Source organism: Actinomycetospora sp. 2LY8.5, from assembly GCF_057180585.1.
In genome coordinates, this window is sequence record NZ_JBXUHE010000004.1 from 349,104 (window position 1) to 362,954 (window position 13,851).

Here is a 13,851-nt window from a genome sequence, read left to right on the forward strand (position 1 = left end):
GAGACCCCACGCGGCTACGGCGCGATGAAACGCAAGGAGGACGCGCGCTTCGTGCGCGGACGCGGTCAGTACGTCGACGACGTGGTGCTGCCGGGGATGCTGCACGGCGCCGTGCTGCGCAGCCCGCTGGCGCACGCGCGGATCACGTCGGTGGACACGAGCGCGGCGGAGGCGCACCCGAAGGTGCACGCGGTCATCACCGGCGAGACGCTCGCCGGCCTGGGTCTGGCGTGGATGCCGACGCTCTCGCAGGACACGCAGGCGGTCCTGGCCACCGACAAGGTCCGCTTCCAGGGCCAGGAGGTCGCCTTCGTCGTCGCCGACGACAAGTACTCGGCCCGGGACGCGCTCGACCTCATCGACGTGCAGTACGAGCCGCTCGAGCCCGTCATCGACGCGCGACGGGCCCTCGACGAGGACGCCGCGGTGGTCCGTGACGACCAGGAGGGCCGTACGGACAACCACATCTTCGACTGGGCGAGCGGGGACGCCGCGGCGACCGACGCGGTGTTCGCCGAGGCCGAGGCGGACGCCGACCAGCTGGTCGTGGCCGCCGACGTGCTCTACCCGCGGGTCCACCCGGCGCCGCTGGAGACGTGCGGCGCGATCGCCGACATGGACCCGGTCACCGGCAAGCTCACGCTCTGGACCACCACCCAGGCGCCGCACGCCCACCGGACGCTGTACGCCCTGGTCGCCGGCCTGCCCGAGCACAAGATCCGCGTCGTGTCGCCCGACATCGGCGGCGGCTTCGGCAACAAGGTCGGCATCTACCCGGGCTACGTCTGCGCGGTCGTCGGCTCGATCGTCACCGGCCGTCCCGTCAAGTGGATGGAGGACCGCTCGGAGAACCTCATGAGCACGTCCTTCGCCCGCGACTACCACATGCGCGGGGAGGTGGCGGTGACACGCGAGGGGCGGATCCGGGCCGTCCGCGTGCACGTCCTGGCCGACCACGGCGCGTTCAACGCGACCGCGCAGCCGACGAAGTTCCCCGCCGGGTTCTTCGGGGTGTTCACCGGCTCCTACGACCTCGAGGCCGCGCACTGCTCGGTCACCGGCGTCTACACCACCAAGGCCTCCGGCGGCGTCGCGTACGCGTGCTCGTTCCGGATCACCGAGGCCGTCTACCTCATCGAGCGGATGGTCGACGTCGTCGCCCACGACCTCGGCATGGACCCCGCCGAGCTGCGGAGGCGCAACCTGCTGCAGCCCGACCAGTTCCCGTACCGGAGCGCGACCGGCTGGGAATACGACTCCGGCGACTACCCGCACACCCTGGAGGTCGCCCTCGAGAAGGCCGGCTGGACCGAGCTGCGGGCCGAGCAGGCGCAGCGGCGCCGCCAGTGGGAGGCGGGCGAGCGGCCCGACCTCATGGGCCTCGGGCTGAGCTTCTTCACCGAGGCCGTCGGCGCCGGCCCGCGGCGCACGATGGACATCCTCGGGCTCGGGATGGCCGACGGCGCGGAGCTACGGGTGCACCCCACCGGCAAGGCCGTGCTGCGGATCTCGGTACAGAGCCAGGGCCAGGGCCACGAGACGACGTTCGCGCAGATCGTGGCCGCGGAGCTCGGGATGTCGCCCGACGACATCGACGTGGTGCACGGCGACACCGACCAGACCCCGTTCGGGCTCGGCACCTACGGGTCGCGCTCGACACCGGTGTCGGGCGCGGCGACGGCGATCGTGGCCCGCAAGGTGCGCGAGCGCGCGAAGATCGTCGCGTCGGCGATGCTCGAGGTGTCGGCCGACGACCTCGAGTGGAACGACGGGCGCTGGCAGGTCGTCGGCGACCCGGAGGCGTCACGGTCGATGGCCGAGATCGCCATGGCGGCCCACTCGAACCTCGAACTGCCCGAGGGCGTCGAGGGCCACCTGGACGCGACGTGCGTCTACAACCCGCCGAACCTCACCTACCCGTGCGGCGCCTACGTGTGCGTGGTCGACGTCGACCCCGGCACCGGCGCCGTGCACGTCCGGCGGTTCGTGGCCGTGGACGACTGCGGCGTGCGGATCAACCCCATGATCGTCGAGGGACAGATCCACGGCGGGCTCGCCGACGGCGTGGGGATGGCGCTGATGCAGGGCATCGCTTTCGACCTCGACGGCAACTGCCTCGGCGGCTCGATGATGGACTACCTGCTGCCGACGTCCCTGGAGTGCCCGTCGTGGGAGCTCGGCGAGACGGTGACGCCGTCACCGCACCACCCCATCGGCGCCAAGGGCGTCGGCGAGTCGGCGACGGTCGGGTCGCCGCCGGCGGTGGTCAACGCGGTGATCGACGCGCTCGCCCCCTTCGGGGTGCGGCACGCCGACATGCCGCTCACCCCGGCCGCCGTCTGGTCCGCCGCGCAGGGCAGGCCCCTGCGCACCGATCTCGCGATCACGTGACGTCGGTGCAGGTCCTCCGTCGCGCCGGGGCGCTGCGCGACGCGGGGACGCCGTTCGTGCTCGCCACGGTCGTGCGGGCCGCGAGCCCGACCAGCGCCCGGGCCGGCGACAGCGCGCTGGTCCTGCCCGACGGCACCCTCGAGGGGTTCGTCGGCGGGACCTGCGCGGAGTCCACGGTGCGCGTCGAGGGCCTGCGCCTGCTGCGCGACCGCACGTCGACGCTGCTGCGGATCGTGCCGGGGGCGACGGGGAGCGAATCCGCGGAGGCCGGCGACGGGGTGATCACCGTCGACAACCCGTGCCTGTCCGGCGGGACCCTGGAGATCTTCCTCGAGGCGATGGTGCCGCCGACCGTGGTGCACGTCCACGGGGACGCCCCCGTCGCGCGGGCCCTCGTGCGGATCGGCGAGGCGATGGACTACGACCTCCGCCGCGGTGGCCCACCGGTCCCGACGACCGCCGCGGTGGTCGTCGCCTCCCACGGCCGCGACGAGGAGGAGGTGCTCACGGCGGCGCTGCGGGCGGGCGTGCCCTACGTCGCCCTGGTCGCGAGCCGCGCGCGGGGGACGGCGGTGCTCGAGGCGCTGCCCGTCGACGCGGCCGAGCGCGCCCGGGTCCGCACCCCCGCGGGCCTCGACCTCGGCGCGACGACGCCTGCGGAGATCGCCCTGTCGATCTATGCGGAGATCGTCGCCGGCCGGGAGCGGGTCGCCGACCCGGGCGGCGTGGTCGAGCCCGGCGAGGACCGGGAGCCCACGGTCGACCCGGTCTGCGGGATGACCGTCGCCGCGACCGGCGCCGACCCGTCCGCCGTCGTGGACGGGACGACCTGGTGGTTCTGCGGATCGGGATGCCGGCGGGCGTTCCTCGACGAGCCCGCCCGGTTCCTGGTGGGTTCATGACCGAGCTGCCCACCGACGTCGCCACGGTGCGGACCGCGCTGGCCCGCACGGGCTACCTCGCCGACGACGGGCTCGCGACCGCGCTGTTCCTCGCGGTCGCGCTGCGCCAGCCGCTGCTGCTGGAGGGCGAGCCCGGCGTCGGCAAGACGCGGGCCGCGATCGCGCTGGCCGACGTGCTCGACACCCCGCTGCTGCGGCTGCAGTGCTACGAGGGGCTCACCGCGGCCGAGGCGCTCTACGAGTGGAACCACCCCCGCCAGCTGCTCGCGATCCGCCTCGCCGAGAGCCGCGGTGAGGCGTTGCGGGACGACGACCTGTTCGGCGAGGACTTCCTGCTGGCCCGGCCGCTCCTGGCCTCGGTCACGCACCCCGGGCCGCGCCCGGCGGTCCTGCTCGTCGACGAGGTCGACCGGGCCGACGACGAGTTCGAGGCCCACCTGCTCGAGCTGCTCGCCGAGGGCGCGGTGACGATCCCCGAGATCGGGACCCGCCGCGCGGTCCACCGGCCGGTCGTCGTGCTGACGTCCAACCGGACCCGCGACCTGCACGACGCGCTGACCCGACGCTGCCTGCACCACGCGATTGCGCACCCGGACACCGCCGCGGTCGAGGCGATCATCCGCGTGCGGGTGCCGGAGGTGGGCGACGTCCTGACCGACCAGGTCGCGCGCGCCCTGACACGGCTGCGGAAGTCCCCGCTGCTCAAGCCGCCGGGCGTCGCGGAGGCGATCGACTGGGTCCGGGCGCTGCACGCCCTCGGGACGACGCGTCTCGACGTCGCGACGGCCCGCCGCACCCTGGGGGCCGTCGTCAAGCACGACGAGGACCGCGAGCTCGTCCTGTCCGCGGGGCTGGAGACGGTGGTCGGTGGACCCTGACCTCGCCACCGTCGCGGCCCGGTTCAGCGACGCCCTGCGAGCGGCCGGCGTGCCCGTCGGCGTCGGGCAGGCCGCCCGGTTCGCCGCCGCGGTGGTGGCCGCCGCGCCGGCGACCACCGGCGAGCTCTACTGGGTCGCCCGCGTGACGCTGCTGACCGACACCGCGGCCCGAGCGGTGTTCGACGCCGTCTTCGCCGCGGTGTTCGCGGCGGCTCCCCCGATGCCCGAGGACCCCGCTGGCGCCCGCGGCGACCCGTCCGGCCCGCCGCCCGTGCACGGGGTCCCGCCCCGGGCGGGCGCGGCGGGAGCGTCCCGGGTCACCCCGGATGGCCCTGGCTCCGGGGCTCGGGACGGCGCCACGCGCGCCGTCGCGACCACCGCCGGTGCCGCCGAACGTCTCGGCGGGCGGGACTTCGCCGAGCTGTCCGCGGCCGAGCTGGCCGAGCTGGCCGCCGCGATGCGCCGTTTCCGGGTGGCGACCCCTCCGCGCCCGTCCCGGCGGTTCCGGTCCTCGCCCCGCGGGCCCGCCGTGGACCTGCGGGCGACGCTGCGCCGGGCCCGCCGCACCGGGGGCCACCCCGTGACCCTGGCGCGCCGGGCGCGCCGCGTCCGGCCCCGGCGCCTGGTCGTGCTCTGCGACATCTCGGGGTCGATGGAGCCCTACGCCCGCGCGCTGCTCCAGCTGCTCTGGTGTGCCCGCGTCGGGACACGCGCCGAGGTCTTCACGTTCGCCACCCGCCTGACCCGCGTGACCCCGGCGATGGCCCGGCGACCCCAGACGGCGCTGGCGCGCGCCGGCACGCTCGCCCCGGACTGGTCGAGCGGCAGCCGCATCGGCGCGTCCATCGGCGAGTTCTCGCGCCGCTGGGGCCGGCGCGGGATGGCCCGCGGCTCCGTCGTGCTCGTCGTCTCCGACGGCTGGGACACCGGGGACCCCGCCGACCTCGGACGCGAGATGGCGCGGCTGCGACGGATCGCGCACCGGATCGTCTGGGCGAACCCGCGCGTCGCCCGCCCCGGCTTCGAGCCCCTCGCCGGCGGGATCGCCGCCGCCTGGCCGTGGTGCGACGCGGTCGTGAGCGCCCACCGTCTCGACGCCCTCGACGACCTCCTCGCGGCGCTGCGGGCCTCGTAGCGGTCGGGCCGTCAGCCGCTGCGCGCCAGGGCGTGCTCGACGAGCACGATCAGCGCGCGGGTGCACGAGTCGTCGTCGCGCGCGTCGACGTGCACCAGCGGGCAGCCGGGCGGGACCGCCAGCGCCTCGCGCACGAGTTCGTCGTCGATCCCGTCGGTGCCCGGGAACCCGTTGAGGGCGACGACGAACGGCAGACCGCGGTTCTCGAAGTAGTCGATCGCGGCGAAACAGTCGTCGATGCGCCGCAGGTCGACCAGCACGACGGCACCGACCGCCCCGCGGGCCAGCTCGTCCCACATGAACCAGAACCGCGACTGGCCCGGTGTCCCGAACAGGTAGAGGACCAGCGAGTCGTCGATCGTGACACGCCCGAAGTCCATGGCGACGGTCGTCGTGGTCTTCTCGGGAACGATGCTCGTGTCGTCCACGCCGTCGGACAGGCTCGTCATCCGCTGCTCGGTCGACAGCGGCGGCACCTCCGAGAGGGCGCCCACCAGCGTCGTCTTGCCGACGCCGAAGCCGCCCGCGACCAGGATCTTCAGCGGGAGCAGGTCGCGGCGCGGTGCCTCGGCGACACCGCCGGCCGTACCCGCCCGGTCGTCAGCGTGTACGGAGTCCATCGAGCAGCCTCTCCAGGAGTTCGCGTCGGGGGCGACCGTCCGTCCCGACCAGGGGCAGGTGCACAGCCAGGTGGTCGTCCGCGGCGAGGTCGCTGACGAGGACCCGCGCGACACCGATCGGGACGCCGAGCAGCGCGCCGATCTCGGCGAGCGACTGCGGCTCGGTGCTCGCCTCGACGATCGCGCGCGACTCGGGGGGCATCCCGGGCGCCTTCGCGAGGCCCAGCTCGGTGGCGGTCACCAGGGCCTCGATGGGCATGTCGCTCCCGGCGAGCGACCGGGTCCGCCCGCCGGTGAACGCGTAGTTCGGCACGACCCGCCCGCCGTCGGCCTGCGGTCGCTGGCGGCGGTCCACGATCACGGCGCTGACGTGTCGCCACCACGCCCGGCGGCCATCCCCGGGGTGAGGGCGTGCCCGACCCGCGAGGCGAGCAAGGTCATCTCGTAGCCGACGAGGCCCATGTCGGCGGACCGGTCGGTGACCACCGCGAGCGTGGAGCCCAGGCTGATCGACGTGGCGAACAGGTAGCCGCCGTCCATCTCCACGATGGTCTGGGTGACCGGTTCGGCGTCGATGAGCGTCGCGGTGCCCCGCGCGAGGCTCACGAGGCCGGACACCGCGGCGCAGAGCTGGTCGGCGAGGTGCGGGTCGACACCGTCGCTGACCGCGAGGCGCAGTCCGTCGGCGGACACCACGAGGACGTGGAACACGCCCGGCGTGCCGTTCGCGAACTCGGAGAGCAGCCAGTCCAGTCCGCTGTCGGTCGGTGCACTCACGTCTGCCTCCCGGGGATGCTTCCGCGCTGCGGGTGGTCGGTGGTCGACGGGGCCTCGTCGCCGCCGGCGGCGTCGCCGGTGCCCCCGTCGGAGATGACCGACCGGGCCGCGGCCCGGCTGGCCTGGTAGGCCGACAGCGCGTCCATCGCACCGCGCTCACCCGGCGGCGCGAACGGGCGGCGGGGCCCGGTCGGGGGGGTGGGCGGCGCGGCGTGGGCCGCGGTCGTGGGAGTGGCCGCCGGGATGCCGGGGGTCTTGCGGATGAGCTCGGGTGCCAGGTGGGTCTGGGGCCGGCGCCGGGCGAGCACGAGGCCGTGCGGGCCGACGGCGACCGGGTCGTCCTCGTCCGAGCGGCGCGGGGCGGGCGCCTCGGGAGCCTCGGGGGACGGGGCGGACAGGGCGGACGGGGCGGCGGCTGCGTCGCCCGTCGCCTCGTCCCCCTCCTCCGCGGGCGCCGGCGGTGGCACGACGATCGGGTGGATCAGGCCCCGCCGGGCGGGGGCGGGGCTCCCGGCGCTGCCGGGGGCCGGGACGTCCTCGAGCGTGGCGTGGGGGTCGCTGTCCCCGGTGGCCGTGGCGTTCACGGGAGCGGCCCCGTCGTCCTCGGGTCCGGGCGCCGCGTGGGCACCGCGGCGCGGGCGCTCGCCGTTCCCGTCGGCGGACGCCCCGTGCCCGTTCGGGCGGTCCGGGTCCGTGCGACCCGGCCAGGCGTGGCGGCCGTCGACGGGGACGGGCCCCGAGACGGGCGCAGCACCGTTGCCGCGCGCCGGGGTCCGGTCGCCGCCGTCGGCCGAGCCGCGCCGCGGGACCGGCACCGCGGAGGCCGCGACCCGCTCGAGGCCGCGGTCGCCGACCGCCGGCACGACCGGCTCCGCCGCCACCGCCTCGGCGAACAGCGCCGCGGGGAGCAGGAGGACGGCCGTGAGCCCGCACCCCGGCGTCGGGGTGAGCGAGACGCCGATGCCGTGGCGCTGCGCGAGACGGGCGACGACGTGGAAGCCGAGGCGCCGCGCGGCCTCGGACACGTCGGCCCCCTGCGGCCGGGCCAACAACTCGTTGGCCGCGGCGAGCTCGTCGGGCGGCATACCGATGCCGGTGTCCTCGATGACGAGCAGGTGCGCGCCCGGCGACCGGTGGTACGCGCGACTCTGGATCACTACGGGCGCCGAGGGTGGCGAGTAGCGGGCCGCGTTCTCGACGAGCTCGGCGATCATGTGGGTCAGGTCGGCGACCGTGCTGCCGGTGAGCCGCTGGCGCTCGTCGACCACGAGGGTGACGCGGTCGAGGTCCTCGGTCTCGGCGACACCCGCCCGCACGACGTCGCGCAGGGCGACCGGCGCCGACCACACCCGGGCCGGCTGCTCGCCGGAGAGCACGAGCAGGCTCTCCGCGTTGCGCCGGACCCGGGTGGCGAGGTGGTCGAGCCGGAAGAGGTCGGCCAGCGCGTCGGGGTCGCGCTCGCGCTCCTCGAGGTCGTTGATGATGTCCAGCTGCCGGTGGAACATGCTCTGGTTCCGCCGCGCGAGGTTGAGCAGCAGCTCGGAGGTGAACTCCTGCTGGCGCACCTTGGCGTCGTGCAGGTCCTTCGTGAGCTCGCCGCGGCGCCGCTGTTCGTCCTCCGTGATCTTCACGAAGATCGTGACACCCACGCACGCGAGCAGCACGGCGAGACCGTGGATCACCGACCAGATCCACGGCGAGTGCTGCGCGGCGTGGTGGTCGAAGAACAGCGTCGGCACCAGGAGCGTGCCGAGGCCGTGGGAGAGCGTCGTGAGGACGAGGCTGACGGCGAACGGCACCCAGCTCTGGTAGAGCATGAGGAAACCGATGATCACGAAGAACGAGAAGTGCGCCTCGATGTAACCGCCGGAGAGGATCACCAGTCCGGCACAGGACGCCGAGAGACCCGCCGACACGACGATCTCGCCGGCCGGCCGACCGGCGACGACGTGGCCGCCGGCGGCCGTGAGCAGCGGGACGAGGGCCACCAGACCGGCGAACAGCAGCGAGTTGCCGACGAGCAGCCCGAACACCAGCAGCAGCGGCGCGAGCGACACCAGTGCCCCGAGGAGGAAACGGTGACGCCGCTGCCAGGCCGCGTCGTCGACCATGTCCCCCCGGGGGAGGTAGTCCATGACACGGGCCATGCGAGCGATTCACCGTCCTCGGGTGTCGGTGGTTCTGTCGGACGAACGCCGCGGAACCGTACACGCGCCGTTCACCATGTCCGCGCAACGAAGGGGTCGGCGTCCTTCGAAAGCCTGGGTCGTCGGACATGTTGTCACGCAGCGTGGTAGATGCGGTGTCGTCCGGGGCCGGACGACGCACACCCTCTGCCTCCGAACGGAGGGGCTCCGTTGGACCGTTCGGCCCGAGGGCCGCCGGTGCTCACGATGAGGAAAAAGGCTCCGAAAGAGTTCTCGACTGCTCCGAGGGTGGGTGCTCCCCTCCTGTGCGGAGCGACAGGTGGACGCGAGCGGTCGGCCGCGCTGGCCTGATCGGCGCACGGACCCGCTCGCGAACGCTTCGACCCGGACGACCACGGAGCGTGACCCGGTGATCGCCTCGGTCGCCGCGACGGCCGGCGTCGGCACGCCGGCGTCGGGCAAGCTCAGCCCACCGCGCGCTCGCGCGTCTCCCGCCGGGCGCGCGCCGGCTCGAAGCGCATCGCCGCGTCGTCGACCCGGCTGCGGCGCAGCGTCACGGCGTCGACGGCGTAGTTCATCGCGAGCCGCCACGGCGCGCGGGTGCCCTGCTTCGGCAGCTCGTCGATCGAGCGCTGGACGTAGCCGGCGCCGAAGTCGAGGAACGGCGCCTCTCCGACGTCCGGGTCCCGCACGGGCACCGCGACGCCGAGCCCCTTGTCGCGCAGGTGGCGCAGGAGGCGCACGACGTACTCGCCGACGAGGTCGACCTTGAGCGTCCAGGAGGCGTTCGTGTAGCCGATCATGTAGACGAGGTTCGGCACGCCGGAGAGCATCATGCCCTTGTAGGCCATGGTGTCGGGCAGGTGCACCGGCTCGTCGTCGATGACGATCTCCGCGCCACCGAACATCTGCAGCGTCAGGCCGGTGGCCGTGACGACGATGTCCGCGTCGAGCTCGCGGCCCGACGTGAGCCGGATGCCGGTGCCGGTGAAGGTGTCGATGGTGTCGGTGACGATCTCCGCGTCGCCGTGGCGGACGGCGCGGAAGAGGTCGCCGTCTCCGACCATGCACATCCGCTGGTCCCACGGGTCGTAACGCGGGTTGAAGTGGGTGTCGACGTCGTAGCCCTCGGGCAGCGCCGAGCGTGTCGCCGTGCGCAGCAGGCCGCGGACGAACCGCGGGAAGCGCTGGCTGATCTGGTAGAGCGCGATGATCTGGGCGATGTTCTTGGCACGGGTGATCGGGTCGGCGATCGATCGCGGCAGCCAGCGGGAGAGGGTGGCGGCCACGGGGTCCGTGCGCCCGATCGACAGGACGTAGCTCGGCGAGCGCTGGAGCTGGGTGACGTGCGCGGCGGCGCCGGAGCCCTCGGCGCCCGGATGGTCGTCCAACAGAGCGGGGACCAGCGTCACCGCCGTCGCGCCGCTGCCGATCACGACGACGCGCTTGCCGGTGTAGTCGAGCTCTGGGTCCCACAGCTGCGGGTGCACCACGGTGCCGCCGAACTGCTCGATGCCCGGCAGCTCGGGCGTGTACCCGTGGTCGTAACGGTAGTAGCCCGAGCACATGAGCAGGAACGAGCAGGTCAGCGGATCCTGCCCGGGCATCTCGAGGGTCCAGCGCTGGGTCTCGGAGTCCCACGACGCGCGGGTGACGCGGTGGCCGTAGCGGATCTTCTGGTCGACGCCGTACTCGCGCGCGGTGTCGCGCACGTACTCCAGGATCGACGGGCCGTCGGCCAGGGCGGTCGGGCTGCTCCACGGGCGGAAGCGGTAGCCGAGGGTGTGCATGTCGGAGTCCGAGCGGATGCCCGGGTAGCGGAAGAGGCTCCACGTGCCGCCGAGGTCCCCCCGCGCCTCCAGCACCGCGTAGCTGGTGTCCGGCAGGTCGCGCTCGAGGTGGCACGCGGTCCCGACCCCGGACAGGCCCGCGCCGACGACGACGACATCGAGATGCTCGGTACTCACGCGTACCACCGTAGCAACTGGTACTTCCGCGTACCACTCGTTCCGCGTCGGGCTCAACAGTCCGCGGCGGACTGGGGCTCGTGCCGGCCCGGCCCGGCCCGGCTCCGCCCGGAGCGGCGCGACGAGCACGGGCGCCCCGGTCCCCGATGGGTGGCCGGCGAGAGGGTGACCACGCTAGTGGGCGGCCTGGTCCCAGGACTTCCCGAAGCCGACCGACACCTCGAGCGGCACGTCGAGCTCGAACGCCGCGCCCATCTCGCGACGCACCAGCTCGGTGACGGCCTCCTTCTCCTCGGAGGCGACCTCGAGCACGAGCTCGTCGTGCACCTGCAGGAGGATCCGTGAGCGCAGACCCTCCGCGCGCAGGGCCTGGTGCACCCCGAGCATCGCGACCTTGATGATGTCGGCCGCGCTGCCCTGGATCGGTGCGTTGAGCGCCATCCGCTCGGCCATCTCGCGGCGCTGGCGGTTGTCGCTGGTGAGGTCGGGCAGGTAGCGCCGGCGCCCGAGGATCGAGGACGTGTAGCCGTCCTTGCCGGCCTGGACGACCACCTGGCGCAGGTAGTCGCGCACGCCGCCGAACCGCGCGAAGTACTCCTCCATCAGCTCCTTGGCCTCGTCGCTGGAGATCCGGAGCTGGGCGGAGAGCCCGTAGGCGGACAGCCCGTAGGCCAGGCCGTAGTTCATCGCCTTGATCTTGGCGCGCTGCGCGGGATCGACCTCGTCCTCGGCGACCCCGAACACCCGCGCGGCCGTCGCCGAGTGGAAGTCGTAGCCCGACTGGAACGCCTCGATGAGCGCCTCGTCGCGGGAGAGGTGCGCCATGATGCGCATCTCGATCTGCGAGTAGTCGACGGTCATGAGGTCGGAGAACGCGCCGTCGGCGGAGTCGGACCCGACGACGAAGGTGTCGCGGATGCGCCGGCCCTCGGCGGTGCGCACCGGGATGTTCTGCAGGTTGGGCTCGGTGGAGCTCAGCCGCCCGGTGCGCGCGATGGTCTGGTTGAACGTGGTGTGGATGCGTCCGTCGTCGGAGAGCGCGTCGAGCAGGCCCTTGACCGTCACGCGCAGCCGCGTCGCGTCGCGGTGCTCGAGCAGGTGCTCGAGGAAGGGGTGGGGGTTCGACTCGTTGAGCGTCTGCAGCGCGTCCGCGTCGGTGGTGTAGCCGGTCTTGGTGCGCTTGGTCTTCGGCATCTGGAGCTCGTCGAACAGGACGACCTGCAACTGCTTCGGGGACCCGAGGTTGATCTCCTTACCGATGACGTCGTACGCCGACTGCGCCGCCGCCTGGACCCGGGCCCCGAACTGCGACTCGAGGTCGTGCAGCGCGCTGACGTCGACGGCGACGCCCGCGGCCTCGAGATCGGCCAGCACGGCGAGCAGCGGCAGCTCGAGCTCGGTGAGCAGCGCGGTGCCGCCGAGCTCGGCGAGGTCGGAGTCGAGCTTGTCGGCCAGGTCGATGACGGCGCGGGCCCGGAGCATCTCGGCCTGCGCGAGCGCGGTGTCGGCCTCCTCCTCGCCGCCGTCGAGGGTGAGCTGCTCGCTGCCACCGCTCTCCTCGACACGCAGCTCGCGGCGCAGGTAGCGCAGCGCGAGGTCGGCGAGGTCGAAGCTGCGCTCGCCGGGGCGGGCGAGGTAGGCCGCGAGCGCGGTGTCGCTGGTGACCCCGTCGAGCGTCCAGCCCCGGGCGCGCACCGCGTGGATCGGCCCCTTGATCTCGTGGCCCGCCTTGGGGACGTCGACGTCGGCCAGCCACGCCGCGAGCGCCTTCTCGTCGGAGGAGTCCATCGCGTGGACGTCGAGGTAGGCCGACTCGCCGTCCGCGGCCGCGAGCGCGACGCCCTCGAGATCGCCGGTGCCGTGCGCCCACCGCCCCCGGAACGCGAGCCCGACCCGCGAGCCGTCGCGGGCGTGGTCGGTGAGCCAGTCGGCCACCGCGCCCGTCTCGAGCGCCGACCCGCGGACCTCGAAGCCCTCGTCGGCCTCCGGCTCGGCGGCGGTGAGCGTCGAGAACAGCCGCTCGCGCAGGACGCGGAACTCGAGGTTGTCGAACAGCTGGTGCACCGCGTCGCGGTCCCACTGCCGCACCACCAGATCGTCCGGGCCCACGCCGATGCCCTCGACGTCGCGCACGAGCTCGGTGAGCTGGCGGTTGAGCACCACCGACGACAGGTGCTCGCGCAGCGCGTCGCCGGCCTTGCCGCGCACCTCGTCCACCCGGTCGACCAGGGCGTCGAGCGACCCGAACTCGCGAATCCACTTCTGCGCGGTCTTCTCTCCGACGCCGGGGATGCTCGGCAGGTTGTCGCTCGGGTCGCCCCGCAGCGCCGCGAAGTCCGGGTACTGCTGGGGCGTGAGCGTGTAGCGCTCCATCACCTGCTCGGGCGTGTAGCGCACGAGGTCGGACACGCCCTTGCGCGGGTAGAGCACGGTGACCTCGGGGCTGACCAGCTGGAACGCGTCCCGGTCGCCCGTACAGATCGACACCGTCATCCCCTCCGCGACCGCCTGGGTGGTCAGCGTGGCGATGAGGTCGTCGGCCTCGTAGCCCTCCACCGCGAGCACCGGGATGGCCAGCGCGGCAAGGATGTCCTTGATCAGGTCGATCTGGCCGCGGAACTCGTCCGGCGTCGTGCTCCGGTTCGCCTTGTAGGCCGCGTACGTCTCGGCGCGAAAGGTCTGGCGCGAGACGTCGAACGCCACCGCGAGATGCGTCGGCTCCTCGTCGCGCAACAGGTTGATGAGCATCGACGTGAAGCCGTAGACGGCGTTCGTCGTCTGCCCCGTCGTGGTGCTGAAGTTCTCCGTGGGCAGCGCGAAGAACGCGCGGTAGGCCAACGAGTGCCCGTCGAGCAGGAGCAGGCGTGCCCGCCCGCCCGCCGGGGCGTCCGGGACGGTCGGGGGCTGCCCGGCGGTGGACGGAGCAGTGCTGGTCGGAGCCACGGCGCGAGTCTAGGCGCGCCCCCCGACAGGCCCGTCCCACCCGGGTTCCCTCCCCCGGGCGTGGCACCAGCCGTCCTCGTTCGGACGATGA

General features: G+C 73.7%; 10 protein-coding genes. 4 read left to right on the top strand and 6 right to left on the bottom strand.

Annotated features, from left to right (window positions below):
* The first annotated feature begins 24 nt into the window (after window positions 1-24).
* From AC2A1K_RS08060 to AC2A1K_RS08075, 4 genes are read left to right on the top strand one after another with little or no spacing between them, the layout of a single operon-like run.
* Window positions 25-2,391: an aerobic carbon-monoxide dehydrogenase large subunit gene (locus AC2A1K_RS08060; RefSeq protein WP_483895871.1), complete on the top strand. Its 2,367-nt coding sequence runs from the start codon at window positions 25-27 to the stop codon at window positions 2,389-2,391.
* A gap of 5 nt (window positions 2,392-2,396) precedes the next feature.
* Window positions 2,397-3,293: an XdhC family protein gene (locus tag AC2A1K_RS08065; RefSeq protein WP_483895787.1), complete on the top strand. Its 897-nt coding sequence runs from the start codon at window positions 2,397-2,399 to the stop codon at window positions 3,291-3,293.
* Entirely contained in the window at window positions 3,290-4,171 is an 882-nt protein-coding gene (locus AC2A1K_RS08070; RefSeq protein ID WP_483895788.1) for an AAA family ATPase, read from the top strand. The genes AC2A1K_RS08065 and AC2A1K_RS08070 overlap by 4 nt, the downstream gene beginning before the upstream one ends.
* A complete protein-coding gene (locus AC2A1K_RS08075; RefSeq protein ID WP_483895789.1) occupies window positions 4,161-5,306 on the top strand; it encodes a vWA domain-containing protein in 1,146 nt (381 codons plus the stop codon). The genes AC2A1K_RS08070 and AC2A1K_RS08075 overlap by 11 nt, the downstream gene beginning before the upstream one ends.
* An 11-nt stretch (window positions 5,307-5,317) precedes the next feature.
* On the opposite strand, the gene AC2A1K_RS08080 is transcribed toward AC2A1K_RS08075, so the two are convergent.
* From AC2A1K_RS08080 to polA, 6 genes are all read right to left on the bottom strand, one after another.
* Window positions 5,318-5,926, bottom strand: coding sequence for a GTP-binding protein (locus AC2A1K_RS08080; protein ID WP_483895790.1), 609 nt, complete (start codon window positions 5,924-5,926; stop codon window positions 5,318-5,320).
* Window positions 5,907-6,287 (bottom strand): DUF742 domain-containing protein, encoded by a 381-nt coding sequence (locus AC2A1K_RS08085; RefSeq protein ID WP_483895791.1) that lies wholly within the window; start codon window positions 6,285-6,287, stop codon window positions 5,907-5,909. Before AC2A1K_RS08085 ends, AC2A1K_RS08080 begins: the two co-directional genes overlap by 20 nt.
* Window positions 6,284-6,703 carry a roadblock/LC7 domain-containing protein gene (locus AC2A1K_RS08090; protein WP_483895792.1) on the bottom strand — a complete coding sequence of 140 codons (420 nt, stop codon included), beginning with the start codon at window positions 6,701-6,703 and terminating at the stop codon, window positions 6,284-6,286. The genes AC2A1K_RS08085 and AC2A1K_RS08090 overlap by 4 nt, the downstream gene beginning before the upstream one ends.
* Window positions 6,700-8,850 (bottom strand): sensor histidine kinase, encoded by a 2,151-nt coding sequence (locus AC2A1K_RS08095; RefSeq protein WP_483895793.1) that lies wholly within the window; start codon window positions 8,848-8,850, stop codon window positions 6,700-6,702. Before AC2A1K_RS08095 ends, AC2A1K_RS08090 begins: the two co-directional genes overlap by 4 nt.
* A gap of 464 nt (window positions 8,851-9,314) precedes the next feature.
* Window positions 9,315-10,817, bottom strand: a complete 1,503-nt coding sequence (locus AC2A1K_RS08100; RefSeq protein WP_483895794.1) for a flavin-containing monooxygenase — start codon at window positions 10,815-10,817, stop codon at window positions 9,315-9,317.
* Window positions 10,818-10,991: 174 nt separating this feature from the next.
* Complete coding sequence (gene polA, locus AC2A1K_RS08105) at window positions 10,992-13,760, bottom strand: DNA polymerase I (RefSeq protein WP_483895795.1); 2,769 nt, start codon at window positions 13,758-13,760, stop codon at window positions 10,992-10,994.
* Window positions 13,761-13,851 lie beyond the last annotated feature (91 nt).

Excerpts from the sequence above, each read along its gene's own strand:
- AC2A1K_RS08060 (WP_483895871.1), top strand. The coding sequence starts at position 25 with ATGAAACGCAAGGAGGACGCGCGCTTCGTGCGCGGACGCGGTCAGTAC.
- AC2A1K_RS08095 (WP_483895793.1), bottom strand. The coding sequence starts at position 8,850 with ATGGCCCGTGTCATGGACTACCTCCCCCGGGGGGACATGGTCGACGAC.
- AC2A1K_RS08080 (WP_483895790.1), bottom strand. The coding sequence starts at position 5,926 with ATGGACTCCGTACACGCTGACGACCGGGCGGGTACGGCCGGCGGTGTC.
- AC2A1K_RS08070 (WP_483895788.1), top strand. The coding sequence starts at position 3,290 with ATGACCGAGCTGCCCACCGACGTCGCCACGGTGCGGACCGCGCTGGCC.